Here is a 26,385-nt window from a genome sequence, read left to right as displayed (position 1 = left end):
TTCAACATGCAGGCCATACGGGCATCATCCTTTCACCCGCCGCGACTTAATCCGGTCGCGCTGATCACGCTGGCTGCGGCCTGTCTGATTGGCGCGCCGGTCGCGTTTGCGCTCTTCACCGGCGTCATTGGCGGCGGCGGAGATGCGTGGACACACATCGTGTCGACGCAGTTGCTTGGCTACACGATGACGACACTGGCGGTGATCGCGCTGACGGCAGCTTTGATCCTTCTCTTTGCGGTGCCGACAGCCTGGTTTGTCAGTTTGAATGAGTTTCCCGGGCGCGGCTTCTTTGAGTGGGCGCTTATCCTGCCGCTGGCTGCACCGGGCTATGTGCTCGCCTATGCCTGGGCAGATGCAGCCGACGTCGCCGGGCCGATCCAGTCGGCGCTGCGTGACATGACCGGGCTTTCGGCGCGCGATTACTGGTTCCCGAATGTCTATTCGGTGCCGGGTCTTTCCTTTGTGATGGCAAGCGCCCTGTTTCCCTATGCCTATCTGACCGCGCGGGCGGCGTTCTCCAATCTGTCTCTCTGCACGATGGAGGCTGCACGTAGCCTAGGTGCGTCACCGCGCAGGCTTTTCCTGCAAGTCGCCCTGCCAGCCGCGCGCCCAGCGATCTTTGCAGGTCTGGCCCTCGCCCTGATGGAAACCGCCGCTGACTATGGCGCAGCGAGCTATCTTGGCGTCCAGACGCTGAGTGTTGGCATCTTTCGGGCCTGGCACAGCTTCAGTGAGCCTGCGGTTGCCGCGCGCCTTGCCGTTCTGCTCATCCTGATTGCATTTGGCCTCCAGTTCATTGAGCGCATTGCGCGCGGGCGCGGCGGAATCCAGCAAACGGCAACGCGCTGGCGCACCCCCCGCCGCCAGAAGCTCGGCGCGCTCAGCGGCTGGGCGGTCGCGATCGGCTGCTCCCTCGTGCTGCTGCTAAGCTTTGTCATTCCCGTTACGCGCCTCATCTGGGTCAGCGCCGAAACAGGTCTTGGGCAGGGGCAGATTGTCCGGCCATTCCTCAACTCCCTCACGCTCGCCCTGGCTGGGTCTGCCGCGGCCTTCGTGCTCGCCCTGACGATCACGATCGGCGCACGTCAGAACCGCTTTAGCCAGTTTGTAGGCCGCTTTGCAGCAGGCGCGGGCTATGCCGCGCCCGGTATCGTGTTGGCGCTCGGCGCTCTCTTCATCCTTTCCTGGACGGGGTTTTCCGTTGCCGGCCCGGCTGCGCTGATCTTCCTTGTCTGGATCTATGCGAGCCGTTTCACCGCCGCCGGCGCAGAGCCACTGAATGCCGCATTCTCCCGCGCGCCAGCGAGCCTTGGAAACGCCGCCCGCAGCCTCGGCGCGAGCCGGTTCCAGCGCCTTGTTAGGGTCGATCTGCCTGTGGCCATGTCCGGGGCGTCAGCAGCCGCTATCATCCTGTTCGTCGAGATGCTGAAGGAGCTACCCGCAACGCTCATGCTGCGTCCCTTCAACTGGGATACGCTGGCTGTGCAGGCCTTTGCCTATGCGTCGGATGAACGTCTCGCGGCAGCGACACTTCCATCGCTTCTCATCACCGCAGCAGGACTTGGCCCTGTTGTTCTCCTGTCATTGCAGCTAACACGGGCCGGTCAATCAAGGGCGGCTGGATGAGCAATCTTCAACCAATTCACGCGCGCGGCGTCACCCGCCGCTATGATGGCCGTGCTGTCGTGCAGGACGCGTCACTGACGCTTGAGCCCGGCAAGATCACCGCGCTGCTCGGCCAATCTGGCGCAGGCAAGTCCACCCTGCTGCGTCTGTTCGCCGGACTCGAACCGGTCGATGCAGGGGACATTTCCCACGGCGGCATTCCGGTTTCCACTCTATCCAAACACGTCCCCGCCGAAGAACGCCAGATCGGCCTGATCTTTCAGGACTTCGCGCTGTTCCCGCACCTCAATGCTATCGACAATGTGGGGTTTGGCCTGACGCGGCAGAACAGGAAAGAGCGACGCGAGTCTGCGCGTCACTGGCTTGATCGTCTCGGACTTTCCCATCGCGCGAAGGCTTATCCGCATGAGCTTTCTGGCGGCGAACAGCAACGCGTCTCGATCGCGCGTGCTCTTGCTGCGCAGCCTATCGCGATCCTCATGGACGAGCCGTTTTCGGGTCTTGATGTAACGCTGAAGTCAGAAGTTCGCCGAACGGCGCTTGCTGCCGTCACCGAAGCCGGCATCCCTGCCCTTCTCGTTACCCATGACGCATCAGAGGCCATGCGCGCGGCAGACCGCGTCGCGGTCATGTCCGACGGCGTCATCCTGCAGGAAGACACACCGGAAGCGCTATATCTCAAACCTGTGAGCATGTCTGTCGCGCGGGCACTCGGCCCGCTGCGTTCGGTGCGGCGGGGCGCGCTGCCAGAGAACTGGCAGTCCAAGGTGCCCCCGTCAGAAACCTATTGCCTGCGCCCTGAAGCCGTCCGGCTTGATCCAGCCGGAGACGCGATGCTTGAGGTCGTCGCCGCGCAACGTACATCGTCGCTGATCGAAATTGAGCTCAAGCTGACTGACACCGAGACCATACACGCGCTTGCGCTGGGTCCGTTCACGCCAAAGGCTGGGGACAAGCTTGCGGTGTCTCTCGCGCCTGAATTTGTCTTCACCGCGCCGCAGACTGCCACTGCCTGACATTTCAGTAAGCTGAGGTCGCTGGCCTCGCCAAAGCCGCAATCATCCCATAGGCTCCACCCTAGTATGAGAGGTGAGGTTCCATGCCGACACGTTTTCTGAAAGGTGCGCTTGCCGCAGCGCTCACCGCAGCTGCCGCAATGACGGCCTCTGCGCAGAGCCTGATCCGCGATGCCGAAATCGAAACGACGCTGCGCAACTGGACCGATCCGATCCTGGAAGTTGCTGGTCTCGACCCTGACGATGTCGGTCTTTACATCATCAACGATCCGGAACTGAACGCATTCGTCGCAAATGGCCAGCGCATCCACCTTCACACCGGACTGCTGATTGCCGCCGACACGCCGGGGCAGATCAAGGGCGTGATCGCCCACGAAACCTGCCATATCGCGTGCGGTCACAGCATCTCGCGGTCCCGTGCCGCGAATGTGGCCAGTCGGCCGGCCCTCATCTCGATCGGTCTTGGCGTCCTAGCCATGGCCGCTGGCGCAGGTGACGCAGGCGCCGCGCTGATCGCGAGCTCACAGCAGTTCGCAGCGCTCAACTTCTTCGTTCACACCCGCGCCGAAGAGGCGACAGCAGACGCCGCTGCCGTGTCCTATCTCGCCCAACTCGGACAATCGCCCTCTGGCATCGTCGATTTCTTCGACAAGTACCGCGTGCAGGAAGTGCTCTCGGAGTCGCGCCGCTATCCTTACTTCCGTTCTCACCCGCTCGCCTCTGACCGGATCAGGACAACGCGGGCCCTCGCCGAAGACACGGGCCTCATGGATGTTGAGCCTGATGCGCAAACGGTGCGCGAGTTTGAGCTTATGCAGGCCAAGCTGATCGGTTTTCTTGAGCCGCTCGCCCGGGTCTATCAGAAATATCCGCGCGACGATGAGAGTGAGCCAGCCCGCTACGCCCGCGCCATCGCTGCAATGCAGTCATCAGACATGACGTCAGCGCTAAGCGAGATTGATTCCCTGCTCGAGGAATTCCCCGAGAACCCGTATTATTGGGAATTGAAGGGTCAGGCTCTGTTTGAGATGGGCCGCGCAGCTGAATCCGTTGAGCCTCACGCCAAGTCGCTTGAATATCTGCCCGGCCACCCGCTCCTGCTCATCAATTACGGCCGTTCGCTGATTGCCCGCGCTGATGAGGGAGACCTTGAAGCTGGTGAGGAAGCCCTGCGTGATGCGCTGATCAGGGAGCCTGATAATTCCTTTGCCTGGAATCAGCTGGCATCCGCCCTCGAAAAACAGGGCAGACGTGCGGAGGCAGAACTCGCAACGGCGGAGTCCGCCTATCACATCGGCGACTATCAGCGTGCGCATATCTTCGCGCGCCGCGCGATTGAGGATCTTGAGGACGGCACATCGCAAGCAAGGCGGGCGAACGACATACGGAACGTGACCGACCCTGCCCTGCCCGAGAATCAGGACTACTGGCGCCGCCGCGGCTAGGCGGCAGATCACGAGATTGTCAGCGGCAGGTCTGCGGGCGTGTTGAGACAAACTCAATGATTCCCGGGTAACGACGCCCACCGAACAAATTCGATACAGGACGAGACATGACCTTCAAACTGGCGCCGCTTGCCGCATTCTCCCTCCTAGCCTTTACGCCCGCTTGCGCGCAGCAGGACGATAGTGCGCCGCAGAACCGGGAAGAGATCGAAGCGATTGTACGCGACTACATTCTGGAAAACCCGGAAATCATCGAGCAGGCCATCGTCAAACTCCAGCAGCGCGCGGCGGCCCAAGAGGCTGAGGTCTCGCGCCAGGCAATCGCGTCGGCATCGGCGGACCTCTATGAGAACGAAGCTGATTATTCCATCGGCCCCAATGATGCGCCGGTGACCATCGTCGAGTTCTTCGACTATCGCTGCGGCTACTGCAAGCGCTCGATGGAATGGACGATGGACATTCCGGACGCCTATGACGGCAAGGTCCGCGTTATCTTCAAGGAATTCCCGATCCTTTCGCCTGAGAGCGAAAAAGCTGCCCTCGCGGCTCTCGCCGCGGGTGAACAGGATCTCTATGCCGAGATGCACCGCGAACTCATGGACCTCGACAATTCAAGTGGTTTCACACCTGACGAGATCGATGCGGCCGCAGAGCGTGCAGGCGTCGATGTCGCCCGTATGCGTGCTGACATGGGCTCTGTGCGCCTTCAGAAAGTTGTTGCCGACAACAAGATGCTGGCCCGCCGCCTCGGTATCGATGGCACGCCGGCCTTCCTTGTTGGCGACCAGCTCGTTTCAGGCGCGAACCGGGCAGCCGTCACGCAGATGCTGGACGCCGCCGTCGAGCAGGCAAGCTAGGCTAAATCAGACCCGCAAGTGGTGAGGATGGGTCAGCATAGCGCTTACGGCCCATCCGACCCGCCAGATAGGCTTCGCGGCCAGCAATGACCGCGTGCTTCATGGCACGCGCCATGCGGACGGGGTCCTTGGCCTCAGCAATGGCGGTATTCATCAGAACGCCGTCGCAGCCAAGCTCCATCGCCATCGCTGCATCAGACGCGGTGCCCACACCTGCATCCACGATCACCGGCACGCGGGCCTGCTCTACGATCAGCCGGATGTTCAGCGGGTTCTGGATACCGAGCCCCGACCCGATGAGCGAACCGAGTGGCATGATCGCGCAGCAGCCAGCCTCTTCGAGCTTGCGTGCGTAGACCGGGTCGTCAGAGCAATAGACCATGACCTGAAAGCCATCCGCGATCAGCGCCTTGGCTGCGCTCAGCGTTTCTTCCATGTCAGGATAAAGCGTCTTCTGGTCCGAAAGCACTTCGAGCTTTACGAGATCCCAGCCGCCGGCCTCGCGTGCCAGGCGCAGTGTGCGAACGGCATCGTCGGCCGTGAAGCAGCCAGCTGTGTTAGGCAGATAGGTGTACTTGTCGGGCGAGACGTGGTCCTGCAGCCGGTCCTCATCCTTGTTGGACAGGTTCACGCGCCGCAGGGCAACCGTGACCATTTCTGCGCCAGCGGCTTCAGCAGCCTCAGCGTTCTGGGCGTAGGACTTGTACTTGCCTGTGCCGATAATGAGGCGCGATTTGAACTCGCGCCCGGCGATCTTGAGCGTGTCGTCTGTCATGGCGAGCTAGGTATGGGACAATGGCGCCCGGCGCTAGGGGGCTTGGTGTCAGAACTGGTATACCAATCAGGAAAGACCGAACTTTTCCGGGTGCTCGCGAATATAGGTCTCCAGCTGCGGCAGGCCCTTCTTGATGCCTGACTTCATCTGGCCAGAGATCAGCGGCCCCAGAATGAAGGGCGCTTTGGCCCGGAAACGCCAGTCGAGACGGCAGCCACCCGGCGTGTTCACCAGCTGATAATCCTCGACACACGCTTTTACGGGGAGCGTCGACTTGTCGAAACGGAACGCCATGCGCTTATTGTCTTCCCAGGCGAAGAAGACTTCCTCTACGGCCTGCTCGCCGATCCATACGGTGCGCGTCGTGCCGACCGCGAAAGGCTGCGGCGACGTCCATTCAACTTTTGTGATCGGCAACCACTTGGTCCAGGTCTCGCCATCGAGAAGTGCTTTCCAGACAACTTCACGGGGGAACGGAAACTCATGGCGCACGAGCTTGGTCTTGGACGCGTCCGCGATGAATTCCTCGCCGACTTCCTCGTGTTTCTTCAGCTTCTTGGCCATGGGAACGCTCCTTAACTGTCAGTCTTGAGGCGTAGCACCGCTCTGAGGCAGCTAAAAGGCAGGCCGCTAGGGAAGGTCAGCCGCCGCCTACAAATTGCACAACTTCCAACCTGTCACCGGGCTGCAGCACCGTCGAAGCGTGCAGCGACTTCGGAACGATCTCGCGGTTGCGCTCAATGGCCATGCCGCGCGGATCATCAGTGAGCTTCATCACGAGGTCAGAGAGGCTTGCGCCATCCTCGATCTCGAATTCATCGCCGTTCACGAACACTTTCATCTGGCGCTCTCCTCTCAGGATCAATGGCTTGCCTTGCCCCGGAAACACGCGCAAACGGGAGCCATGACCAAGCCGATTTATGTCCTTAACGGACCTAATCTCAACCTTCTGGGCACACGCGAACCGGAAATCTACGGGCATGACACGCTCGCAGACATCGAATCGCGCCTGCGAAAAAAAGCGGGCGAGCGAGGGCTGGAGTTCCGTCAGACCAATAGCGAGGGCGAGCTGGTCGACTGGGTTCAGGAAGCCTCCCGCGAGGCGAGCTGCCTGATCCTGAACGCCGGCGCTTATACGCATACCTCTATCGCGCTGCATGATGCCTTGCGCGCTTGCACCGCTCCACTGATTGAGGTTCACCTGTCTAACCCGGCGGCGCGCGAAGCGTTTCGCCAGACAAATTATGTGGCTTCTGCTGCGATGGCTTCGATTGCAGGGCTTGGCCCGCATGGGTATGAAGTCGCACTCGAAGCCGCGATAAGAATGAAAGCTTGAGGACACGCAATCTGATGAGCACCGCAAAGAACAGCCTCGACACCGGCCTTGTCCGGGAACTTGCCGCCATCCTTCGGGATGCCGACCTTGGCGAGGTAGAAGTCGAGCATGAAGGCCTTCGCATCCGGGTCAGCAAGGCAAGCCCGATGCAAGCCGCGCCTACCCCGGTCCAGTACGCAGCTGCGCCAGCTCCGGCCGCAGCGCCAGCCGCGCCCGCAGCGCCTGCAGCCGCCGCTTCGGCGCCTGCCGCTGCACCCGTTTCTGCAAATGCCGTGACCAGCCCAATGGTCGGTACTGTCTACCTCTCGCCAGAGCCGGGCTCAAAAGCCTTCGTCCAGGTTGGCGACAAGGTGAAGAAGGGCGACACGCTGATGCTCGTCGAGGCCATGAAGACGTTTAACCCGGTCGAGGCACCGCAGGCCGGCACGGTGAAGGAAATCATCGTGCAGGACGCACAGCCTGTGGAGTTCGGCGAACCGCTGATCGTCATCGAGTGAGGCTAGCGGCATGATCGAGAAAGTCCTTATCGCCAATCGCGGCGAAATCGCCCTGCGCATTCACCGGGCCTGTAAGGAAATGGGCATCGCGACCGTTGTCGTGCACTCAGAGGCTGACCGGGATGCAATGGCAGTCCGGCTGGCCGACGAGAGCGTCTGCATTGGACCGGCGCCGTCTTCTGAAAGCTATCTGAAGAAGTCGCGAATTCTCGCCGCCGCAGAAATCACGAATGCTGATGCCATCCACCCGGGCTACGGCTTCCTCTCGGAGAACGCACAGTTCGCGGAGATGGTCGAAGCGCACGGGCTGAAATTCATTGGCCCCAAGGCGCAGCACATCCGCACCATGGGCGACAAGATCGCCGCCAAGCAGGCGATGATCGACGCTGGTGTGCCGGTTGTTCCGGGCTCCGATGGCGGCGTGAACAGCATTGGCGACGCCAAGAAGATCGCTAAGAAGATCGGCTATCCGGTCCTGATCAAGGCAGCTGCTGGCGGCGGTGGCCGCGGCATGCGCGTTGCCAAGACCGAAAAAGAGCTCGAAAGCGCGATCCGCGCAGCCAAAACCGAGGCACGTTCTGCTTTTGGCGATGATGCAGTCTATCTCGAGAAATATCTCGGCACGCCGCGCCATATCGAGATCCAGGTGATCGCCGACAGTCATGGCAATGTCGCCCACCTCTGGGAACGCGACTGCTCGCTGCAGCGCCGTCACCAGAAAGTGTTCGAAGAAGCGCCTTCCCCTGCCCTCAATCAGGCGCAGCGCGAAGAGATCGGCAACATCGTTGCCCGCGCTGTCGAGAAGCTTGGCTATCTCGGCGCAGGCACGATGGAATTCCTCTATGAGGACGGCAACTTCTACTTCATCGAGATGAACACCCGTCTGCAGGTGGAGCATCCGGTGACGGAAATGATCACTGGCATCGACCTGGTGCGCGAACAGATTCGCATTGCCGATGGCAAGAAACTGTCTTTTACGCAGGAAGACGTCATGCTGGTTGGCCATGCCATTGAGTGCCGGATCAATGCCGAGCACCCTGAGACGTTTGCGCCGTCCCCCGGCACGATCACCGATTTCCACGCACCGGGCGGCCCGGATGTGCGGCTCGATAGCGCGGCCTATGCCGGCTACCGGATCCCGCCAAACTATGACAGCCTGATCGGCAAGCTGATCGTGCATGGGCGCACGCGCAATGAGTGCATCATGCGTCTGCGCCGCGCGCTCGACGAAATGGTCGTTGGCGGGGTCAACACGACGCTGCCGCTGCACCAGCGCCTCGTGGAAGCCCAGGACGTCGTGGACGGCAATTACGACATTCACTGGCTGGAGCGCTTCCTCGCAGCCAAATAGGCGGCCCCAACGAACGCTGGATACATGTCAGACCGGTTCAATGCGGACATGCTGCTCGACTGCTATCGGCAGGGCGTCTTCCCCATGGCCGATTCGCGCGAGGACATGAATCTGTTCCTGATCTCTCCGGAGATCAGGGGCGTTCTTCCGCTCGACGGGTTTCACGTGCCACGGCGCTTGCGCAAGACGGTCCGCAAGGACCCGTACCGCGTCACAATCGACCAAGCCTTCAGCCGCGTCATGGAAGGCTGCGCCGAAGATACGCCTGATCGGCCGACCACTTGGATCAACGTGCCGATCCAGAACCTCTACAGCTCACTCCACAAGCGCGGCTATGCCCACTCGGTTGAGTGCTGGGACGAGGATGGAGAGCTGGTAGGCGGCCTGTACGGGGTATCGCTCGGCGCGGCTTTCTTTGGCGAGAGCATGTTCTCCCGCGCGACAGATGCGTCGAAGATCGCCCTCGTTCACCTCGTCGCGCGGCTTATCGCGGGTGGCTATGAGTTGCTGGACGCACAGTTTCACAATCCGCACCTCGAACAGTTCGGACTGATCGAGATGAAGAAGGCTGACTTCATGGCGCGCCTGCAATCGGCGCTATCGCATGAAGGCGACTTCTATTCGTCAGGAACGACTGGCGAGGACAGGCTCTCTGGCGAAGGCTGTTTGCACCTGATTACCCAGACATCGTAGACAGGGTGTTCGAGTGCGCTGAGACCGGGTGTCGACGCAAACATCCAGCCGGAGAAGAGCGGACCAGCCTCTTCTTCTTCATCAGCTTCAGTCACCGCAGGCGCATCAGCAGGTGCTTCGACGTCGCTCATTTCGGCGCGAACCTCTGAGGCAAGGCGCGGCTCGGTAAGCGTATTGGTCTCAACATAGTCGGCTTCTTCGATCTGAAGGAAGGCTGCGCTCTCCGGCGGCTCTTCAGGCGGCGTCTGGAAGCAGACCTTAAGATCAATTTCGAGGACGCCAAAGACGATCGGCTCGCCAACCTCGATCTCAAAGTCAGCAGAACGACCTGTAATCTTGTCCAGCGCCCGTAGCGTTGCCATCCGCTCTTGAGAATAAGTCGGCGCGTTACTCGCCTCTTCTTCCTCTTCGAGCGCCTCATCCTCAGCCGTCATGGCGTCAGTTGCGGTCTCGTCGAAAGTGGTTTCTTCCTGCGCGGCAGCCCCGCTCAGGGTCAGCGCGGCTATGGCTGCGGTGCAGAAAAGGCGTTTCACTCTGTGTCTCCTGCCGGTTCTTCGTCGGTCTCGCTGACAGAGCCATCTGATTCCGGAGATTCTGTGTCGAGATCGGCATCATCTTCAGGCGCGCTGGTGTCAGTGCTCGAAGGCGCTGGCGCGTCCATCGCATCATCATAGGAGCCAGACGAGGATGAGCTGTCATCGCCGCCGCCGCTCGCAAAGGATGCCATCAGCGTCAGAAGGTCGACGCTGCCCTGCGTGTACAGGATCTCGCCGCAACCGCTCTCGCCGAAAAGCTCCTCGCCTTGCGGGCAAGGTTCGATCTGACCAAAGCCGGATGCCGGCTCAAGATTGATGTAATTGCCGCCCAGAAGACCTTCGGACTGGATACGTGCCGTGGTGCCATCTTCCAGGGGTACGAGATCGCGGCTGATAGCGAGCGTCACGAGCGCTTCGGCGCGCTCGGTGTTCAGGCGAATGTTGCGCACCGTGCCAACTTTCACGCCGGCCATGCTGACTTCAGTGCCGACATTGATCCCCTTGGCACTGTTGAAACGCGCGCCAAGCTCTACTGTGCCGGAGGAAGCCTCTGCGCGATCAGTGCCATTGCCGATCGCGAACCACATGAAGACGGCGGCGACGCCAAGCACGGCAGCGCCGATAATTGTTTCGAGAGCTGATTCACGCATCTGGGGTCCATGCCTCATAATCGGCGTCCGACTTGCGGCGTGTGCCGCCTTCGCTGAGCGCACCTTTTGGACGGTAGGCAAACAGCGTACCTGTCATGTTTGGCTTGTGATCGGTTTCCCAAGCACGGCGATCGAGCGGCTTTTGCGTCGGTGGCTCATCCAGCGTGTAGTGTAGCCAGCCATGCCACTCAGCTGGAACTTTGGACGGCTCAGCGAGGCCCTTATAGACCACGTAGCGGCGATTGCGGCGCTCAATGGAGACCTTGCGGTCTTCATAGTATTTGTTGCCGTAGTCATCGGTGCCGACAAAGTCGCTACGGCGTTTGATGTCGAACAGGCCGCCAAGCGTGACGCCATTCCACCAGGTGAAGAGTTTGAGCATATCGCGATCCTGAAACTTCTGTGCGCAATCTGGAATATGGAGCAGGTCCTGCGGCGAATCCAGTTATGGATCGGCTCACAATATCTGTAACGGGCCGTCAAGCCTTCTGCATCACCCATCTGGCGATGAAGAGGACCGGCCGACACCGATGCGAGAGATAGACGATATGAGCCGACAGCAGCATGCAGACAAGGTCTTCCGCGATGCAATGCAGTCAGGACGCGTCAGTCCGGTCCTGCCTCTGGAGACGCTTGTCCTGCTGCCGCAAAGGCGTTTTGCCGCAGACGGAACGGCTGCGCTTCGTGAGGCGATGGATTCGCGCACAAGCGAGCGGCTCGAAAAGGAAGCACGGCTGGGTCTCGCCGATCTGGTCGAGCAGCTGGGTGTTGCCCCGAAAAATGCAGAGCTGGCCGAAGCACTGAACGCAGGCTTGCCAGCGCAGATGATCGAAGCGGGCATTATCCACCCCGAAGGTTTTCCGGGGCTTGAGCGCTGGCTGAGGAGCAGCGCCATGGCCGCAGACGAACATCTGCCCATCGGTCTCGAAGCGTCACAGTATCTGGATGTCCCGACACTGGCGGATCACGCCCTCGACGAAGGAATCAGCCTCAGCGTCTGGCCGGGCGCTGTCCCCTCTGGCGACATGCCAGCCTGCGCGGTGGACGTTTCAGCATTCATCTCCGAGCAGGGCCTGGAAGCCAGCCTGCTGCATGACACACTGTCGGCGCTTCCGCAGCTTGTGCCGGACGAGGCTGTGGTGGTCGTCCTCCACGGTGTGGCGGCGGGCGCACTCGCCCTCGGCGCAACAGACGAGGCGTCATTTGTTGAAAACGGCCGCGCGCTTTGTGAGGCGCTTGCCTGTCTCGTATCGGGCTGGAAGCTCTCTGCTGAAACAGCGGCGCTTCTTGGCGCGAGCGTAGATGATTTCAAACCTGTTAGTGGCCTCCGCCTCGCTGCCATGCCGCTGCGCGCAAGCGATGAGACCGAGTTTGCGCCCACAAGCGACGGCCTGTCGGGCGAGATTGCGCTTGTGCAGGCCGCCGAAGAAGCAGGCGCAAGCCCTTCGCCAGCCGCCATCACGGCGCTGCTGCGCCTCTCACCTGAAGCCGCAGACGAATTGCGCAGCGCGCTCGATGCAGGCTGTGACCTCGACAGGCTGGACGGCATCGACAGCGACGCGTTGAAGGCACGCGGTTTTTCAGCCGAAGCGATCATCCGCGTGCGCAATGCGCTGAAGGAGGGTCTGCCACTTGGCGCGGCCTTCTCACGCTGGGTGCTGGGCGATGATGTCATCGCGTCGCGCCTTAAGCTTGCGCCGGAAAGCTTTGATACCGATGGGCGCCCACTGCTCCGGATGATCGGCTTTTCGGATGATGAAATCGCCGCTGCAGATGCGGCCGTCAGTGCCGCTTCGGAAACGATTGCACGCGAAGTGCTGCTCAAGCATGGCATCACACTGCCCGTTCCCCGCGCATTCGAGTTCGCTGTCGCCGTGCCGCTGGCAGCCAGCGGCGCGCTGGTCTGCGTCGATGCAAGCGACTGGGAAGAGCATGACGACCGCACCGCAGCCCTTGAGGCTGGCATCGCGCTCTATCTTCGCGCGCGGGACCGCAGCGAAGACGGCGCAGCATCAGACCGTATGAACGCGATCATGGAGCTTGCCGAAGACCTTCACGCCGAAGAGGCCCGGGCGATGACCCACACAGGCATTGGCGCGGATGGCCTCGACGCGACCGGCAAGCCTGCCCGCCGCACGCGACTACCAGACCGCCGCAAAGGCTACATCCAGAAATCGACCGTAGGCGGCCATAAGGTCTACCTGCACACTGGCGAGTTTGCCGATGGCGCACTCGGTGAGATCTTTATCGACATGCACAAGGAGGGCGCTGCCTTCCGGTCGCTGATGAATAATTTTGCGATCGCCGTGTCGCTCGGCCTGCAATATGGCGTGCCGCTGGACGAATATGTCGACGCATTTGTCTTCACCCGGTTCGAACCGGCAGGCGAGGTCACGGGCAATGACCGCATCACCAAGGCGACCTCGATCCTCGACTATATCTTCCGGGAGCTGGCCATCTCCTATCTGCGCCGTGATGACCTTGCTGAACTTGGCGACGATGTGAGCCATGATGGCCTTGGCCGCGGCCTGAAGGATGGCACGCGCGAAGGCCCACAACCGCTGCCCGATGAGGCGGTGCAATTTATCTCGCGCGGCTTCTCTCGCGGACAGCTGCCAGACAATATCGTCATTCTTGAGCGCAAGCGCGCTGAACGCGACGAAGCAGCATCTGCCTCCGCCAGCGAGGAGGATGAGGACGAAGAAGACTATCTAGGCGACCCGTGCCCGAACTGTTCAAGCTTCACCCTGATGGCAACCGGCGACGAGCGAGTGGCCCATTGTGCGACGTGTAATGAGCCGACACGGTCTGAATCCGGATTCAACTAAGTGGGGAATCTGGCAGCGCGATTGCGTGAGAGCCGGGTAAGTCTCATTCCCAGCTCCACAGGTGTGCCATGCTGAAACATTTCCTGACCGCTTTCGCGTTTGCCGCCCTCGCCCTGCCCTCCACGGCACAGGACGCCAGCGAGATCGCCAAGGTGCGGAGCGGCCAATCCTGCCCCGGATGCAACCTCTTCCAGGCAGATCTTGCCTATCTGGATATCGCCAATATCAACGTCTCAGGTGCGCGCCTTCGCCAGAGCGACATGCAGCTGTCCACCTTCGACAACTGGAATCTGCGCGGCACCAACCTCTCGGTCACCAACATGTTCGGCGTGCGGTTCAACGCTTCGAACTTCTCGAATGCGAACCTTGAGAGCGCGACACTGGTCGGTGGTTATTTCGGGTCTTCGAACTTTGCGGGCGCCAGCCTTGCCGGTGCGAATCTGTCCGGCGCAGACTTCCGCCTCGCCAAAGGCCTGACGCAAGGACAATTGCGTCAGGCATGCGGTGATCAGGCAACGCGCCTGCCTGCCGGGCTGACCATCCCTCGGTGCGGCTAGAGAGACACACCCCTGCATCTGTTTACAGTCATTACCGGGAATTCAGTTCAAAGCAGGCTCCAGACCTCGTAAATACGCTGCATGCTTAGATTTAGTCGCTTGTCTGTCATTCTGGCACTTGCTGCTTGCGGAGCCGCGTCCGGCGCGGCAAACGCGCAGTCAAAGTCGACGCGCGTCTCCTGGGCCCCCTCCTATGGCGGCTCCTGCGTGAGCTGCGACCTTCGCGGACGTAACATGTCGGGCGGGGATATCTCGGCAGCGCACTATCCCAAAGCCAACGTCTCAGGCGCCTTCCTGCGTGGCACGCGGGCGCTGAATATCGACCTGTCGGACGCCATGGCGAAGGGTACTGATTTCCGCCGCGCGACCCTCGACGGCTCCAGACTGTCCAATACACGTTTCGAAGGGTCCCGTTTTGAGCGGGCCAGCCTGCTCAATGTGAACCTCTCAGGTGCCTCACTTTCAGACACTCACCTGACCGGCGCACGCCTTGGCGTAGCGAACGCGACGGGGACAGATTTTTCGCGTGCACGCGCGTCGGGAACAGATTTCACCGGCGCCAATCTGACCGGCGCGATTTTCAATGGTGCGATCCTGCGTGAAGCGCAGTTCAATAACGCAATCCTGAACGGGACCTCGTTCGCCAATGCAGACCTGCACGGTGCGCGCATTACCAATATCCGGCTGATCAATGTCAGCTTTGAAGGCGCGACCGGCCTCGAGAGCACCAATTTCGAAGGCAGTTGCGCAGGTGAGAACACAAACGTACCCGCAGGGATCGCGCTGCTGTCCTGTCAGGCTGTACGGCTACCAGGAGCTGAAGAGCTGCGCGGCGGCCTGATCCAGACAGCTGGCCAATAAAAAACGCCCTCTGAACAGTCAGAGGGCGCTTTTCCATTTCTCGACAATCAAGCCGGCCCGCGCTCAGTCCTTTTTGGCCTGTGGGGCCAGACGGATGTGAAGCTCGCGAAGCTGCTTGTCATCGACTGGCGATGGAGCCTGCATCATCAGGTCGCGTGCCTGCTGGTTCATCGGGAACAGCGTGACGTCGCGCAGATTGTCGACTTCAGCGAGCAGCATGACAATACGGTCAACGCCCGGCGCGATGCCGCCATGCGGCGGGGCGCCGTAGCGGAACGCGTTCAGCATGCCGCCGAACTCTGCCTCGACGACGTCTGCGCCATAGCCAGCAAGCTCAAACGCTTTCAGCATGATGTCAGGGCGGTGGTTCCGGATCGCGCCGGAGGACAGCTCAACCCCGTTACAGACGATGTCGTACTGGAAGGCTTTCAGCTCAAGCTGCTTCTCGACCGTATCAGCCTGCTCCAGCGCTTCCATACCGCCTTGTGGCATGGAGAACGGGTTGTGCGAGAAGTCGATCTTCTTGTTGTCCTCGTCCCACTCATACATTGGGAAATCGACGATCCAGCAGAACTTGAAGATGCCCTGCTCGATCAGCTCCAGCTCTTCGCCAACCTTGTTGCGGGCAGCGCCGGCCAGCTTGTAAGCGGCGTCGTGATTGCCAGCTGAGAAGAAGATACCGTCGCCGGCGCCAAGTCCGAGTTGCTCAAGGAAGGCTTTCAGGTGATCGGCGTCGAAGTTCTTCAGGACAGGGTCCTGGCTGTCGACACCGCCGCCATCGGCCTCTTTCAGGCGCGCATAGCCAAGGCCGGGTGCCTGCATTTCCTTCTTCGCCCACTTGTCGAGGTCGTCGAAGAATTTGCGGGACTTCTGCTCGGCCGCCTTTGGAGCCGGAATGGCGATAACCTTGCCGCCACCTGCAATGATCTTCGCGAAGATGGAGAAGCCCGTCTTGCTGTCATCAGCAAAGAAGTCAGTGACGTCGACAAGCTCGATCGGGTTGCGCAAGTCAGGCTTGTCAGAGCCATATTTCGCCATCGCTTCGGCGTATGGAATGCGCGGGAACGGGCCTTCCGGCATGGTGCGACCCTTGCCCTGCCAGTCTGCGAACTCCTCAAAGACGCCGCGCATCACAGGCTCGATCGCCTGGAAGACGTCTTCCTGCTCAACGAAGCTCATCTCGATATCGAGCTGGTAGAACTCACCCGGTGAACGGTCTGCGCGCGCATCCTCATCGCGGAAACATGGCGCGATCTGAAAGTAGCGGTCGAAGCCCGACACCATCAGCAGCTGTTTGAACTGCTGCGGCGCCTGCGGAAGGGCATAGAACTCACCCGGGTGCAGGCGTGATGGCACGAGAAAGTCGCGCGCGCCTTCAGGCGAGGATGCCGTCAGGATTGGCGTCTGATACTCGGTGAAGCCCTGTTCGATCATGCGGCGGCGAAGGCTCGCAATGATCTGGCTACGCAGGATCATGTTCTTGTGCAGCGTCTCACGGCGAAGATCGAGATAACGATGCTTCAGGCGGATTTCTTCTGGATAATCAGGCTCTGCGAACACGGGCAGCGGCAGCTTGGCTGCGGCGCTTTCAATGTTCAGCGTCTCGGCAGGAAGCTCCACCTCACCGGTCGGCAGCTCCGGGTTCACCGCTTCAGCGTCGCGCGCAATGACCTTGCCGGTGACCGTCAGCACGCTTTCGGCAGTCGCGCGCTTGGCGTCTTCGTAGAAGGCTGCATTCGGATACACCACAACCTGCGTCAGGCCGTAATGGTCGCGCAGATCGATGAACAGGGCGCCGGCATGCTCGCGGCGGCGGTGCAGCCAGCCAGAAAGTTTGACCGTGGCGCCGACATCAGACTTGGTGAGTTCGCCGCAAGTATGGGTGCGGTAAGCGTGCATTCTCTCACTCCGAGGATTCTTGAGGCCTGAGAGGATTTGTGAACCTTCCCCTCGCCATTGTTGTGCGGATGCGATACGCGTGCGCGCCATGACTGACAAGACGCTGACGCCGATTACACAGCAGGAAGAGCTGCAAAAGTTCTGCGATTCGCTTTCGGCGAGCGATTTCATCTGTGTCGATACCGAATTTCACCGTGAGACGACCTTCTGGCCAGAGCTCTGCCTGATCCAGGCGTCTGCGCCCGGTGTCGAAGGCGTGATCGACCCGAAGGCAGATGGGATCGATCTCAAACCTTTCCTCGACCTTCTGGCCGACACCTCGCGCGTAAAGGTGTTCCACGCGGCCCGGCAGGACATGGAAATCTTCAATAAGCTGATCGGTACGCCGCCTGCCCCGGTTTTCGACACGCAGGTCGCCGCCATGGCGCTCGGCCTTGGCGATTCTATCTCCTACGACAATCTGATCCAGCGCGTGCTTCGCCGTCATATCGACAAGTCGAGCCAGTTCACCGACTGGAAGCGGCGTCCCCTGTCGGACAAGCAGCTTGATTATGCGCTTGGCGACGTCACCCATCTGCGCGACGCCTATCTTTGGATGCGCGACGAGCTTGAAAAGCGTGGTCGGATGGAATGGATCGCCGAAGAGATGGACAGCATCTCTGACCCGGCGCTGTACGACACCGATCCGAAAAATGCCTGGCAGCGACTAAAAGTCCGCAAGACGCACAAGGAATACCTTGCCGTGTTCGCGTCTGTCGCTGAATGGCGCGAGCGTCAGGCCCAGACGCTGGACCGACCGCGCCGTCGCATCCTGAAGGATGACGCTATTCAAGAAATCGCGGACCAGAAGCCGAAATCGGAAGAGGCGTTCGACAGGCTGCGCGCCGTACCGAAGGGCTTTATCCGGTCACGCAATGCAGATGGCCTGATGCGCGCCGTTGAAACCGCGCTCGCAGACCCTGACGCGCATGCCCCACCGGCTCCACCACGCAAGCAGAACCCGCAGACGCCCGCTGGCGCGCCAGAGATGCTGAAAGTTCTTCTGAAGTATGTCAGCGAAGACGAGGATGTCGTCCCGCGTCTGATCGCGAACGCTGCCGACATCGAACGGATTGCGCGCGGCGAGACGGACAAGGACATCCCGGCCCTGACTGGCTGGCGCTATGATGTGTTCGGCAAGAAGGCGCGCGCGCTGCTCACAGGCAAACTCGCGCTATCTTTTGAGAACGGTCAGGTTCGGCTGTTCGAACAATAAGCGCGCATTCGTCGGCTTAGCTTAATCAGCAGTCACAATCTGCGCGTCGAGATCCATGAAGGTAGCGAGTTGCTCGAACCGCTTCTTCACCGTGCCGGAAATCATGTCCTCACAGCCCGGCTGAACCTCAAGGATCAGTTTCGACTTTGAGGTTTTCAGTTTCACCTGTTTGAGAAGCGGCGCTGAACGCCCGGAATAGACCGCCCCAAGTCGCATGGCAGCGCCCATGATCCGGGCCAGCTGATCATCAGATTCGAGGCCGAGCCGCGCAAACGGCTTCGGGCGCTGGAATTTGTGCGTGTAGCGCGCGCCCGTCGCGTGGGCGAGAAGCACGCGCTCATCATGCGTGATCCCGCGAATGGGAGAGCGCAGGATCAGGTAATAGGCCATGTCCGCCCGGTGATCGGGATGGAATCGCCCACCGCAATCAGCCATCAGGCAGGCTGCCCTGAATAGGCGCTGGCGCGCATGCGACCTTGGCAGAACCGGCTTGATGAATTTGTAGAGCGCCTCACCAAAGGCGAGCTGCGAGGCTTCAAGCCTCAGGAAGGCGATCGTGCCATCAATCAGCGCATCGCCGAACGGTTCGCGCATGGTCTCAAAAAGAAGTTTTTCGCCGCGGTCAAAGAGAACACCTTCACGCAGGCCATTCGCCGAAATCAGGACTTCCTTGAACCCGCCCGCGTCAAAGACTTCATCAAGGACGAGCGCGGCATGGATGATCGTGTCGTAGCGACGCCCGACAAGGCTGGATATACGGCTCGCTAGTTCCTTGTCGCGTTGTGTGGCCAGCACGGTCCGTACGACGGATCGGATCGCAGGGCCTGTCATGCGGTAGCCGTGCAAAATGGCAAGTGGATAGGCCTTCATATCCATGTGAATGCTGGCCAGCGCTCGCCACGACCCACCCACCGCATAAAGCCGGCGATGCCCCTGATTGATCAACTCTGACGATTTCAGGACCTTGCGGATGGCCTTGCGCCGCTCCGCTGGCTTCAAATCAGCGCCCTGCGGCATGGCGAACGGCCCGAGCTTATGAGTTTCGCCCTGCCCGTCCTGACCTGCTGGCGAGATGGGCTGGAATTCTAGGCTGGAGCCGCCCAGATCGCCGACAAGCCCATCCGGCTGGTCGAAGCCTGTGCGCACCCCAAGCGCTGAAAGGCGGCCCTCTTCCGGGCCGGGGAGGATACGAAGGCGCGCACCCAGCTCGGTCGCAGCCATGCGCGCAAATTCAGGTCCGTCTTCTGCATCACGGACCGCCGCCGTGGCGACTGCCGTCACCTGCGTCACGCCAAGACCTGTCAGGATCGCGCGATAACGCCGGATGGCTGCAACGGCTTCGACAACACCTTCGGGCGACAGCCTGCCCGTCTCTGGCAAACCTCGTCCTAGCCCGGCCAGCACTTTCTCGTTGAAGTAAGGAAGCGCCGCAGCGCCCGTGACCTCGTAAATGACGAGCCGGACGGAGTTGGAGCCGATATCTACAACGGCAGCTTTTTCAGGCTGCAGCGCTAGCCTCATTTAGAGCCCCGCTTCTTCGGCGCGAGCCTCGGCGGGATCGAGACGACCAGTGCGTTGCCGCGACCCGACAGCGACGGATTCTCCATGAAGTAGCGGTGCGCACTGAACCCCTTGCCGCGCTCTGGTGGGCGCAGGCGGTGGAACTCGCCGTCGCCGTCCATCTCCCAGCTTTGTTCGTCGTCATTGAGGTTTGCGATCATGATCTGGTTCAGCACCTGACGATGCACCGTCGGGTTTTCAACCGGGACCAGCGCTTCCACGCGGCGTTTGAGGTTTCGCTGCATCCAGTCAGCCGAGGAAATCCACACCTTCGCCCGTGCCGATGGCAAATTCTCACCATTCGCAAAGCATACAATCCGCGAGTGTTCGAGGAAGCGGCCAATCAGGCTTTTGACCTGGATGTTTTCCGACAGGCCGGGGACGCCGGGGCGCAAGCAGCATATTCCGCGCACAATCAGGACAATCGGCACGCCTGCCTGACTGGCGCGGTAAAGCGCATCGATGACATCGCCATCGACGAGCGAATTCATCTTCGCCCAGACACCGCTCGGCTTACCGGCTTTCGCATTCTCCGCTTCTTGGTCGATCATCTCGACGAGGTATGGTTCAAGCGTGCGGGGCGACATGGCGATCTTGTCGAAATCCGGTGCCTTTTCAGGCGGCTCGCGGTAAGCTGTGATGTAGTTGAAAAGCTTGTTTGCATCGCGGCCAAGGGCCGGGTCAGACGTGAAGAGCGAAAGGTCGGTATAAATCCGCGCCGTGACGGGGTGGTAATTGCCCGTTCCGAAATGGGTGTAGGAAACAAGCTTACCGCCTTCGCGTCGCACCACGAGTGAGACCTTTGCGTGGGTCTTGTAGTCGAGGAAGCCATAGACGACCTGCACCCCTGCCCGCTCCAGATCACGGGCGAGGCGCAGGTTTGTCTCCTCGTCGAAGCGTGCCTTGATCTCGACCAGAGCCGTGACGTTCTTGCCCATCTCAGCCGCTTCCTGCAGCGCCGCGACGATAGGTGAGTTCAGCGTTGTTCTGTAGAGGGTCTGCTTGATCGCCACCACGTCCGGGTCAATCGCCGCCTGACGGATGAACTGGATAACGACATCGAACGACTCGTACGGATGGTGGACGACAAAGTCTTTGGCTTTGATGGCGGCAAAACAATCCCCGCCCATCTCGCGGATACGTTCGGGATAGCGCGGTTCATACGGTTTGAACTGCAGGTCCATCCGGTCTTCGATGATAAGCTCTGAGAGGTTCTTCATGCCAAGCAGGCCATGAAGGATCATCACATCGCGGGGCTCTGAGCCGATTTCGCGGGTGATGAATTTCTCGAGCTCTTCGGGCGCGTCGCCATCGATATGGATGCGTACGATCCGGCCCCGCCGGCGTTGCTTCAGCAGGATCTCGAATTCGTGGATGAGGTCTTCGGCCTCTTCCTCGATCTCGATATCGCTGTCGCGAACGATGCGGAAGACGCAATGCCCGAGGGAGCGATAGCCTGGAAACAGCATGTCCATGAAGGTCGCGATGACGCTTTCAAGGCGGACAAACCGGATCGACTGTCGGTTTCTGTCCGGCAGGCGAATGAAGCGCGGCGAGAAAGCCGGCATGGGCACAAGGCCGACCATGGCCTCGCCCGTGCTTTCTGGCACGAGCTGGAAAGCCACCGCGAAGCCAAGGTTCGGAATGAATGGGAATGGATGAGCCGGATCGACCGCCTGCGGCGTCAGGATCGGGAAGACGTGGCTCTCGAAGTGATCACGCAACCAGCCAAGATCAGTCTTGGTAAGCTCGCCGATCCGTTTGACTTCGATCTTCTCTTCATCGAGCAGACCGCGCAGCTCTCGCCAGCAGGCCTGCTGGGACTCCATCAGTTTCGCTGACTGTTTCTCGATGGCTTCAACCTGCTGGGACGGCGTCATCCCCTCCTGGCTGATACGCATGATGCCAGCACGTAGCTGCTCGCGCAGGCCAGCATAGCGGACCATGAAGAATTCATCGAGGTTATTGGCGGAGATGGACAGGAAGCGCAGACGCTCCAGCAGCGGATGCGAGATATTGTGCGCTTCTTCGAGCACGCGCTCATTGAATTTCAGCCAGGACAGTTCCCGGTTCAGATAGCGCTGGGGCTGCTCCATCAACGGTTTATCGGGTCGCGCGGACGCTTTTGCCGGGGACGTCGTTTCGGTCGTGCTCATCGACTGCCTCTTGTCTGTCCCATCTAGTCTTCAAATAGCGGGCGCGTGCCGTCCATCTCGTCCAGAATTTCCCGCGCGAGAGGAACTGTTACCTCACGCCCGTCACTCATTTCGTGAAGATTTTCCACGAAGTTTTCAATGGCCGCATAGCTACGCTCGAGCCGGATGATCAGATAGGACTCCACCTCGTCCGGCAGTTTCAGATAGCGGCGTTTCATTGCAGCCCTGAGACGGATCGAGATCATTTCATCGTCCGGCGGCCCAAGCTCAATCAAGGTCATCGCGCTAAGCCGCGATTGCAGATCGGGAAGTCGTGTGCGCCAGCGGGCAGGTGGAACGCGGCCTGTCAGTAGCAATGAGCCGCCATGACTGGCAGACAGGTTGATGAGTGACAGGAGGTTATCGTCATTCTCGACAAGATCGGCCCGGTCAACGGCAACAGGCGTGCTCGCGATTGCGTCGATCTTCTTGTGCGAAAGCTTGGATAGCGCCTTCGCCCCCAGCATCGAACCGCCAGCGAGCTCACACCAGGCTTGAGCAGCTGTCGTCAGGCCGGACAGTTCATCCCCCACGAGGCAGAACGCGGCTGTGCGCCAGTCAGGCCAGCGCTTCAGGAGCGCGACCGCGGTCCTGTTGGCGTCGGTGACCGCCAGCGTGTCCAGCGTATGCCCCTTGCCGGGGAATTCGAACTTGAGCTGACGGCTTTTCCGTTGGGGATGATCCGTGCGTGACACAAGAACTAGCTCGGCGCGCGCGTTACCGCAGAGGTCATCACCCAGCCCATATCGTCAGTGTCGGCCATGAGGCCGCGCTCACGCAGACCGGCAATGAACTGGTCACGTTCACCTGCATAGGCAAACCGCACCACGGCGCCCTGACGCGAAAGGCCGACAATCTCGAAGCCGAACACCAGAGGGGAACGTGCCAGCGCGCTGCGCAGCGAATTCCACTCAGGAAGCGATGTAAACAGAACGGTAGCCTCAACCGGCGTGCGCTCACCCGAACGGATGATCGCCGAACGCTTCCAGACGGTATCAAGAAGGTCAGCGGCGTTTTCAGCGGCCGCTTCCAGTGTGGCAGCTGACCCTGTCGTGCCGAGATCGGTTTCGCCCGCAGCCGTGACGCTGATCAAACGGACGCGGTAGCTACCCGCATCGCCAAGAAGCTCTGCCTTGATGGCGCGGCGGGCATTTGCCGCCATGACGTCGCCCTGCAATTCCCGCCAGACAGAAGAGGTCGTCGCCGACGTGCCGCGGGATGTATCGAATGGCGCAAGTCGTCCGCGCGAAGAATTCGGCCAGGCTGAGTTCCATGCAACGGCGTTCGCAGAGCTGCGGACCGGGAAGACAACTGATTTCGGCGCCAGCTGATCGATATAGGGGATCGAGCGTTCATCCAGGAATTCGCGAACATTGGTCGGATTGTAGACCACAGCGAGCTTGCCGACATATTTGCCGCCGCCGCGCTCTTCTTCTTCAACGTCGACTGCCACAGCGAGACGGTTTGCAACCGCCGCGCTGACCGCGCCTGAGGAAAGCTTGCCGGAGCGGTCCTCAGGGAGCGTGAGGCGTTCGAAGAGCCGGTAGGCGCCTTTGACGCGAGCGGAGGCGAAGGCTTCCTGCTGGGCCTGGATCACGCTGCCAGCGGTTTCCTCGACTTCGATCTCCCGGATCGTATAGATATCGCGCAGCTGGGCCGCCGCTGTGCCTGCCGCAAAAAATACCACAGCAAACATCAGAAGGATTCGTCTGGTCATTTGGTCGCCTTTCCGACTCCGGTTGGAAATGTCCTTAGCAAGGCCGCTGGCACGATGGAACCGCCATGTCGGCTGGCCGAACATTCATCCACATGGTAACGCGCTTGCCCATGACTTCAAAAGACAAACCCTCTCTCTCCTATAAGGACGCTGGTGTCGACATTGAGGCAGGCGAACGCCTCGTCGATGCGATCTCTCCTTTGGCCAAGGCAACACGTCGTGCAGGCGTCATGGGCGGCCTCGGTGGCTTCGGTGCGCTGTTCGACCTGAAAAAGGAGAACTGGAAGGATCCGATCCTCGTCTCCGGCACGGATGGCGTGGGCACAAAGCTCATGCTGGCCTTCGAAACCGGCATCCACAACACGGTCGGGATCGACCTCGTTGCCATGTGCGCGAACGACGTGCTGGCGCAGGGAGCAGAGCCGCTGTTCTTCCTCGACTATTTTGCTTGCGGTAAGCTCGATGCGGGCATTGCCGAGGCCGTGATTTCCGGTATCGCTGAAGGCTGCAGACAGGCCGGTTGCGCGCTGGTTGGTGGTGAGACTGCCGAGATGCCGGGCATGTATCCGCCGGGCCACTATGACCTTGCGGGGTTTGTCGTCGGGGCTGTTGAGCGTGAGAATGTCCTGCCTCGCTTTGCCGAAATGAAAGCCGGTGACGTCCTGATCGGGATTGCGTCTTCTGGCCCGCACTCCAATGGCTACTCGCTCATCCGCCGGATCGTGGAGCGGACAGGTCTGAAGTGGGATGCGACTGCACCGTTCGGCAACAAACCGCTTGGCGAGGCCCTGCTCACGCCAACGCGTCTTTATTCTCACGCCGCGCTGCCGCTGATCCGCAATGAGCGGATCAAGGGGCTTGCTCACATCACGGGCGGCGGCCTGACCGAGAACGTGCCTCGCATGCTGCCGGATGACGTGACCCCGCGTTTCGACCGGGCGGCCTGGCCGCTGCCGGATATTTTCCGCTGGCTTCAGGAAGAAGGCAACGTCGCCGAGGACGAGATGCACCGCACCTTCAATATGGGCATTGGTCTCGTCTTCGCCGTCTCACCTGATCAGGCAGAACGTGCGATCGCAGACCTCGAAGCTGTCGGCGAGAATCCGGTTGTCATTGGTGATCTCGTTCCCGCATGACCCGGCTCAATCTCGGCATCCTGATTTCAGGCCGCGGCTCCAATATGGAGAGCCTGCTGAACGCATCTGTGGGTGAGGCGTATCCGGCAAAGCCAAGACTGGTGATCGCGAACAAGGAAGGTGCGCCGGGGCTTGAGACCGCAAGGCGCTTCGGCGTCGAAGCTGCGCTTATTCCGCACAAGCAATACAATGACCGCCGCGCCTTTGAGGAAGCGCTTCACGAGACGCTGACGCAGCACGAGATCGACATCATTGCGCTCGCCGGGTTCATGCGCGTGCTGACGCCATGGTTCGTCGGCAAATGGGAAGGCCGGATGGTGAATATCCACCCCTCGCTGCTTCCCGCCTATCCGGGACTTGATACCCACGCCCGCGCGATTGAGGCAGGCGATAGCGAAGCAGGCTGCACGGTGCACTGGGTCAGTGAAGGCGTCGATGAGGGCGCAATTATCGGACAGTCCCGCGTGCCCGTGAAGGCCGGCGATACGCCGGATAGCCTGGCCGCACGCGTCTTGATTGCCGAGCACGAGCTTTACCCGCGCGCGCTTGCTGACGCTTGCAGAATGATTACTGCACCGTCAGTGCGCTGAAGCTGTCGATCAATGCCCGCAGATACACATCCATAGCCCAGCGATCGGAATCGGTCGGCTTTGCCGCAAGACGCGTCGCACATTCGACGATGTCTGCCAGCTGACGGACCTGCCCGCGCTCAAGATCACGTCCAGCCCGGTAAGCGAGCGGCCAGCCTGTGAACATCCGGCCCGGCACGTCGTCATGGAAGATCACCTGACAGTTTTCGTGGCGCCAGTCCCTCCGGATGCGGGCATAGCAATCGCGAACGGCGGCCTCGTCGCCTTCAATCACTTGCAAACAGAGCTGTTCCTGATGGATCAGCAGACCTGTGATTGATGCGTCGCGATTATGGTCGCGCGCAGCGGCAAGCATGTCGTACAGCGCATCATCGCGCAGCGACGGGCGGGCTTTCGACAGATAGATCAAACGTTTCATCCGCGCGGATCCTCCAGGCTCAGACGAATCAACTATCGCGCGATAACGGTTAACTTGCGTTTACCAAATGAAAAGAGCCCTCCCGCCGAGGACGAGAGGGCTCCCAGTTCATCGGTGCTGACGGGCGATTAGCCTGCGATGTCAGCCTCAGAGAAGAACTGGCGGATCTCGATCGCAGCGTTCTCTTCGCTGTCGGAGCCGTGAACCGAGTTCTCACCGATCGACTTTGCGTAGAGCTTGCGGATCGTGCCCTCTTCGGCGTCTGCCGGGTTGGTTGCACCCATGACATCGCGGTACGCTTTCACGGCGTTCTCGCCTTCGAGAACCTGAACGACGACCGGACCGGACGTCATGAAGTCAACGAGTTCACCAAAGAACGGGCGCTCTTTGTGGACGTCGTAGAAGCGCTCAGCTTGCGCGCGGGTCATCTGGATACGGCGCTGGCCGATGATACGCAGGCCAGCCTTCTCGATGACAGCGTTGACGGCGCCGGTCAGGTTACGCTCGGTCGCGTCCGGCTTGATGATCGAAAATGTGCGTTGGATAGCCATGAATGGCTCCTTCAATAGTCTTGCTTTGGGTGA

At 60.6% G+C, this 26,385-nt stretch carries 27 protein-coding genes; 14 read left to right on the top strand and 13 right to left on the bottom strand.

Annotated features, from left to right (window positions below; translation table 11 throughout):
- Positions 1–6: 6 nt before the first annotated feature.
- The 4 genes from D1222_RS10310 to D1222_RS10295 all read left to right on the top strand — a co-directional run bounded on the left by D1222_RS10310 (position 7) and on the right by D1222_RS10295 (position 4,947).
- The gene (locus D1222_RS10310; RefSeq protein WP_119454188.1) at positions 7–1,629 is read left to right on the top strand and encodes an ABC transporter permease; all 1,623 of its coding nucleotides are present in this window, start codon (positions 7–9) and stop codon (positions 1,627–1,629) included.
- Entirely contained in the window at positions 1,626–2,645 is a 1,020-nt protein-coding gene (locus D1222_RS10305; RefSeq protein ID WP_119454187.1) for an ABC transporter ATP-binding protein, read from the top strand. The genes D1222_RS10310 and D1222_RS10305 overlap by 4 nt, the downstream gene beginning before the upstream one ends.
- An 83-nt stretch (positions 2,646–2,728) precedes the next feature.
- The gene (locus D1222_RS10300) at positions 2,729–4,090 is read left to right on the top strand and encodes a M48 family metalloprotease (protein WP_119454186.1); all 1,362 of its coding nucleotides are present in this window, start codon (positions 2,729–2,731) and stop codon (positions 4,088–4,090) included.
- A 107-nt stretch (positions 4,091–4,197) separates the two neighbouring features.
- Entirely contained in the window at positions 4,198–4,947 is a 750-nt protein-coding gene (locus tag D1222_RS10295; RefSeq protein ID WP_119454185.1) for a DsbA family protein, read from the top strand.
- Between the two features lies 1 nt (position 4,948).
- Here D1222_RS10295 and D1222_RS10290 read toward each other — a convergent pair whose 3' ends face one another.
- The 3 genes from D1222_RS10290 to thiS form a co-directional block, all read right to left on the bottom strand.
- Positions 4,949–5,722: a thiazole synthase gene (locus tag D1222_RS10290; RefSeq protein WP_119454184.1), complete on the bottom strand. Its 774-nt coding sequence runs from the start codon at positions 5,720–5,722 to the stop codon at positions 4,949–4,951.
- A gap of 66 nt (positions 5,723–5,788) precedes the next feature.
- Positions 5,789–6,286, bottom strand: coding sequence for an SRPBCC family protein (locus D1222_RS10285; RefSeq protein ID WP_119454183.1), 498 nt, complete (start codon positions 6,284–6,286; stop codon positions 5,789–5,791).
- Between the two features lie 76 nt (positions 6,287–6,362).
- Positions 6,363–6,563 (bottom strand): sulfur carrier protein ThiS, encoded by a 201-nt coding sequence (thiS, locus tag D1222_RS10280; RefSeq protein WP_119454182.1) that lies wholly within the window; start codon positions 6,561–6,563, stop codon positions 6,363–6,365.
- A 63-nt stretch (positions 6,564–6,626) separates the two neighbouring features.
- On the opposite strand from thiS, the gene D1222_RS10275 reads away from it, so the two are divergent.
- From D1222_RS10275 to aat, 4 genes are read left to right on the top strand one after another with little or no spacing between them, the layout of a single operon-like run.
- The gene (locus D1222_RS10275) at positions 6,627–7,058 is read left to right on the top strand and encodes a type II 3-dehydroquinate dehydratase (protein WP_119454181.1); all 432 of its coding nucleotides are present in this window, start codon (positions 6,627–6,629) and stop codon (positions 7,056–7,058) included.
- A gap of 14 nt (positions 7,059–7,072) precedes the next feature.
- Positions 7,073–7,555, top strand: coding sequence for an acetyl-CoA carboxylase biotin carboxyl carrier protein (gene accB / locus D1222_RS10270; RefSeq protein ID WP_119454180.1), 483 nt, complete (start codon positions 7,073–7,075; stop codon positions 7,553–7,555).
- A gap of 10 nt (positions 7,556–7,565) precedes the next feature.
- Positions 7,566–8,906: an acetyl-CoA carboxylase biotin carboxylase subunit gene (gene accC, locus D1222_RS10265; RefSeq protein ID WP_119454179.1), complete on the top strand. Its 1,341-nt coding sequence runs from the start codon at positions 7,566–7,568 to the stop codon at positions 8,904–8,906.
- Positions 8,907–8,930: 24 nt separating this feature from the next.
- On the top strand, positions 8,931–9,599 hold the full coding sequence (gene aat, locus D1222_RS10260) for a leucyl/phenylalanyl-tRNA--protein transferase (protein ID WP_119454178.1): 669 nt from the start codon (positions 8,931–8,933) through the stop codon (positions 9,597–9,599).
- Here aat and D1222_RS10255 read toward each other — a convergent pair.
- Genes D1222_RS10255 through D1222_RS10245 form a run of 3 tightly spaced genes read right to left on the bottom strand, consistent with a single transcriptional unit; the run spans position 9,524 to position 11,167 of the window.
- Positions 9,524–10,132: a DUF2155 domain-containing protein gene (locus D1222_RS10255; RefSeq protein WP_233348668.1), complete on the bottom strand. Its 609-nt coding sequence runs from the start codon at positions 10,130–10,132 to the stop codon at positions 9,524–9,526. The two genes, aat and D1222_RS10255, sit on opposite strands and share 76 nt — an antisense overlap.
- Complete coding sequence (locus tag D1222_RS10250; protein ID WP_182481947.1) at positions 10,129–10,785, bottom strand: MlaD family protein; 657 nt, start codon at positions 10,783–10,785, stop codon at positions 10,129–10,131. The genes D1222_RS10255 and D1222_RS10250 overlap by 4 nt, the downstream gene beginning before the upstream one ends.
- Positions 10,778–11,167, bottom strand: coding sequence for an NADH:ubiquinone oxidoreductase subunit NDUFA12 (locus D1222_RS10245; protein ID WP_119454176.1), 390 nt, complete (start codon positions 11,165–11,167; stop codon positions 10,778–10,780). The genes D1222_RS10250 and D1222_RS10245 overlap by 8 nt, the downstream gene beginning before the upstream one ends.
- Before the next feature lie 166 nt (positions 11,168–11,333).
- Between D1222_RS10245 and D1222_RS15875 the strand changes: the two genes are divergently transcribed.
- The 3 genes from D1222_RS15875 (at position 11,334) to D1222_RS10230 (ending at position 15,031) form a co-directional block, all read left to right on the top strand.
- Complete coding sequence (locus D1222_RS15875; protein WP_233348666.1) at positions 11,334–13,613, top strand: TSCPD domain-containing protein; 2,280 nt, start codon at positions 11,334–11,336, stop codon at positions 13,611–13,613.
- Positions 13,614–13,681: 68 nt separating this feature from the next.
- Positions 13,682–14,170: a pentapeptide repeat-containing protein gene (locus D1222_RS10235; RefSeq protein ID WP_119454175.1), complete on the top strand. Its 489-nt coding sequence runs from the start codon at positions 13,682–13,684 to the stop codon at positions 14,168–14,170.
- 81 nt (positions 14,171–14,251) lie between these two features.
- Positions 14,252–15,031, top strand: coding sequence for a pentapeptide repeat-containing protein (locus D1222_RS10230; protein WP_119454174.1), 780 nt, complete (start codon positions 14,252–14,254; stop codon positions 15,029–15,031).
- Between the two features lie 63 nt (positions 15,032–15,094).
- On the opposite strand, the gene aspS is transcribed toward D1222_RS10230, so the two are convergent.
- Positions 15,095–16,930, bottom strand: a complete 1,836-nt coding sequence (gene aspS / locus D1222_RS10225; protein WP_119454173.1) for an aspartate--tRNA ligase — start codon at positions 16,928–16,930, stop codon at positions 15,095–15,097.
- Between the two features lie 88 nt (positions 16,931–17,018).
- On the opposite strand from aspS, the gene rnd reads away from it, so the two are divergent.
- The gene (rnd, locus tag D1222_RS10220; protein ID WP_119454172.1) at positions 17,019–18,185 is read left to right on the top strand and encodes a ribonuclease D; all 1,167 of its coding nucleotides are present in this window, start codon (positions 17,019–17,021) and stop codon (positions 18,183–18,185) included.
- 21 nt (positions 18,186–18,206) lie between these two features.
- Here the strand turns inward: rnd and D1222_RS10215 are convergent, their stop codons facing one another.
- Genes D1222_RS10215 through D1222_RS10200 form a run of 4 tightly spaced genes read right to left on the bottom strand, consistent with a single transcriptional unit; the run spans position 18,207 to position 23,657 of the window.
- Entirely contained in the window at positions 18,207–19,706 is a 1,500-nt protein-coding gene (locus tag D1222_RS10215; protein WP_119454171.1) for a Ppx/GppA phosphatase family protein, read from the bottom strand.
- Positions 19,703–21,901, bottom strand: coding sequence for an RNA degradosome polyphosphate kinase (locus D1222_RS10210; protein ID WP_119454170.1), 2,199 nt, complete (start codon positions 21,899–21,901; stop codon positions 19,703–19,705). The genes D1222_RS10215 and D1222_RS10210 overlap by 4 nt, the downstream gene beginning before the upstream one ends.
- A 23-nt stretch (positions 21,902–21,924) precedes the next feature.
- The gene (locus tag D1222_RS10205) at positions 21,925–22,635 is read right to left on the bottom strand and encodes an HdaA/DnaA family protein (RefSeq protein WP_119454169.1); all 711 of its coding nucleotides are present in this window, start codon (positions 22,633–22,635) and stop codon (positions 21,925–21,927) included.
- 5 nt (positions 22,636–22,640) lie between these two features.
- Positions 22,641–23,657, bottom strand: coding sequence for a hypothetical protein (locus tag D1222_RS10200; protein ID WP_119454168.1), 1,017 nt, complete (start codon positions 23,655–23,657; stop codon positions 22,641–22,643).
- A 110-nt stretch (positions 23,658–23,767) separates the two neighbouring features.
- On the opposite strand from D1222_RS10200, the gene purM reads away from it, so the two are divergent.
- Both purM and purN read left to right on the top strand, forming a co-directional pair.
- Positions 23,768–24,793, top strand: coding sequence for a phosphoribosylformylglycinamidine cyclo-ligase (gene purM, locus D1222_RS10195; protein WP_233348664.1), 1,026 nt, complete (start codon positions 23,768–23,770; stop codon positions 24,791–24,793).
- On the top strand, positions 24,790–25,383 hold the full coding sequence (gene purN, locus D1222_RS10190) for a phosphoribosylglycinamide formyltransferase (protein ID WP_119454166.1): 594 nt from the start codon (positions 24,790–24,792) through the stop codon (positions 25,381–25,383). The genes purM and purN overlap by 4 nt, the downstream gene beginning before the upstream one ends.
- Here the strand turns inward: purN and D1222_RS10185 are convergent.
- Positions 25,361–25,801: a BLUF domain-containing protein gene (locus D1222_RS10185; RefSeq protein WP_119454165.1), complete on the bottom strand. Its 441-nt coding sequence runs from the start codon at positions 25,799–25,801 to the stop codon at positions 25,361–25,363. The two genes, purN and D1222_RS10185, sit on opposite strands and share 23 nt — an antisense overlap.
- Positions 25,802–25,929: 128 nt before the next feature.
- On the bottom strand, positions 25,930–26,352 hold the full coding sequence (gene ndk, locus D1222_RS10180; protein WP_119454164.1) for a nucleoside-diphosphate kinase: 423 nt from the start codon (positions 26,350–26,352) through the stop codon (positions 25,930–25,932).
- Positions 26,353–26,385: the final 33 nt, after the last annotated feature.

Source organism: Henriciella algicola, assembly GCF_003576245.1.
Lineage (GTDB): Bacteria > Pseudomonadota > Alphaproteobacteria > Caulobacterales > Hyphomonadaceae > Henriciella > Henriciella algicola.
Note: the sequence above shows the minus strand (reverse complement) of the source record. Positions and strands in the feature narration are given on the sequence as shown.

Excerpts from the sequence above, each read along its gene's own strand:
- D1222_RS10285 (WP_119454183.1), bottom strand. The coding sequence starts at position 6,286 with ATGGCCAAGAAGCTGAAGAAACACGAGGAAGTCGGCGAGGAATTCATC.
- purM (WP_233348664.1), top strand. The coding sequence starts at position 23,768 with ATGACTTCAAAAGACAAACCCTCTCTCTCCTATAAGGACGCTGGTGTC.
- rnd (WP_119454172.1), top strand. The coding sequence starts at position 17,019 with ATGACTGACAAGACGCTGACGCCGATTACACAGCAGGAAGAGCTGCAA.
- D1222_RS10185 (WP_119454165.1), bottom strand. The coding sequence starts at position 25,801 with ATGAAACGTTTGATCTATCTGTCGAAAGCCCGCCCGTCGCTGCGCGAT.
- D1222_RS10200 (WP_119454168.1), bottom strand. The coding sequence starts at position 23,657 with ATGACCAGACGAATCCTTCTGATGTTTGCTGTGGTATTTTTTGCGGCA.
- D1222_RS10295 (WP_119454185.1), top strand. The coding sequence starts at position 4,198 with ATGACCTTCAAACTGGCGCCGCTTGCCGCATTCTCCCTCCTAGCCTTT.
- thiS (WP_119454182.1), bottom strand. The coding sequence starts at position 6,563 with ATGAAAGTGTTCGTGAACGGCGATGAATTCGAGATCGAGGATGGCGCA.
- D1222_RS10250 (WP_182481947.1), bottom strand. The coding sequence starts at position 10,785 with ATGCGTGAATCAGCTCTCGAAACAATTATCGGCGCTGCCGTGCTTGGC.
- D1222_RS10305 (WP_119454187.1), top strand. The coding sequence starts at position 1,626 with ATGAGCAATCTTCAACCAATTCACGCGCGCGGCGTCACCCGCCGCTAT.
- D1222_RS10215 (WP_119454171.1), bottom strand. The coding sequence starts at position 19,706 with ATGAGGCTAGCGCTGCAGCCTGAAAAAGCTGCCGTTGTAGATATCGGC.
- accC (WP_119454179.1), top strand. The coding sequence starts at position 7,566 with ATGATCGAGAAAGTCCTTATCGCCAATCGCGGCGAAATCGCCCTGCGC.
- D1222_RS10245 (WP_119454176.1), bottom strand. The coding sequence starts at position 11,167 with ATGCTCAAACTCTTCACCTGGTGGAATGGCGTCACGCTTGGCGGCCTG.
- D1222_RS15875 (WP_233348666.1), top strand. The coding sequence starts at position 11,334 with ATGAGCCGACAGCAGCATGCAGACAAGGTCTTCCGCGATGCAATGCAG.
- D1222_RS10210 (WP_119454170.1), bottom strand. The coding sequence starts at position 21,901 with ATGAGCACGACCGAAACGACGTCCCCGGCAAAAGCGTCCGCGCGACCC.
- D1222_RS10290 (WP_119454184.1), bottom strand. The coding sequence starts at position 5,722 with ATGACAGACGACACGCTCAAGATCGCCGGGCGCGAGTTCAAATCGCGC.
- D1222_RS10235 (WP_119454175.1), top strand. The coding sequence starts at position 13,682 with ATGCTGAAACATTTCCTGACCGCTTTCGCGTTTGCCGCCCTCGCCCTG.
- ndk (WP_119454164.1), bottom strand. The coding sequence starts at position 26,352 with ATGGCTATCCAACGCACATTTTCGATCATCAAGCCGGACGCGACCGAG.
- D1222_RS10310 (WP_119454188.1), top strand. The coding sequence starts at position 7 with ATGCAGGCCATACGGGCATCATCCTTTCACCCGCCGCGACTTAATCCG.
- D1222_RS10300 (WP_119454186.1), top strand. The coding sequence starts at position 2,729 with ATGCCGACACGTTTTCTGAAAGGTGCGCTTGCCGCAGCGCTCACCGCA.
- purN (WP_119454166.1), top strand. The coding sequence starts at position 24,790 with ATGACCCGGCTCAATCTCGGCATCCTGATTTCAGGCCGCGGCTCCAAT.
- D1222_RS10230 (WP_119454174.1), top strand. The coding sequence starts at position 14,252 with ATGCTTAGATTTAGTCGCTTGTCTGTCATTCTGGCACTTGCTGCTTGC.
- D1222_RS10275 (WP_119454181.1), top strand. The coding sequence starts at position 6,627 with ATGACCAAGCCGATTTATGTCCTTAACGGACCTAATCTCAACCTTCTG.
- accB (WP_119454180.1), top strand. The coding sequence starts at position 7,073 with ATGAGCACCGCAAAGAACAGCCTCGACACCGGCCTTGTCCGGGAACTT.
- aspS (WP_119454173.1), bottom strand. The coding sequence starts at position 16,930 with ATGCACGCTTACCGCACCCATACTTGCGGCGAACTCACCAAGTCTGAT.
- aat (WP_119454178.1), top strand. The coding sequence starts at position 8,931 with ATGTCAGACCGGTTCAATGCGGACATGCTGCTCGACTGCTATCGGCAG.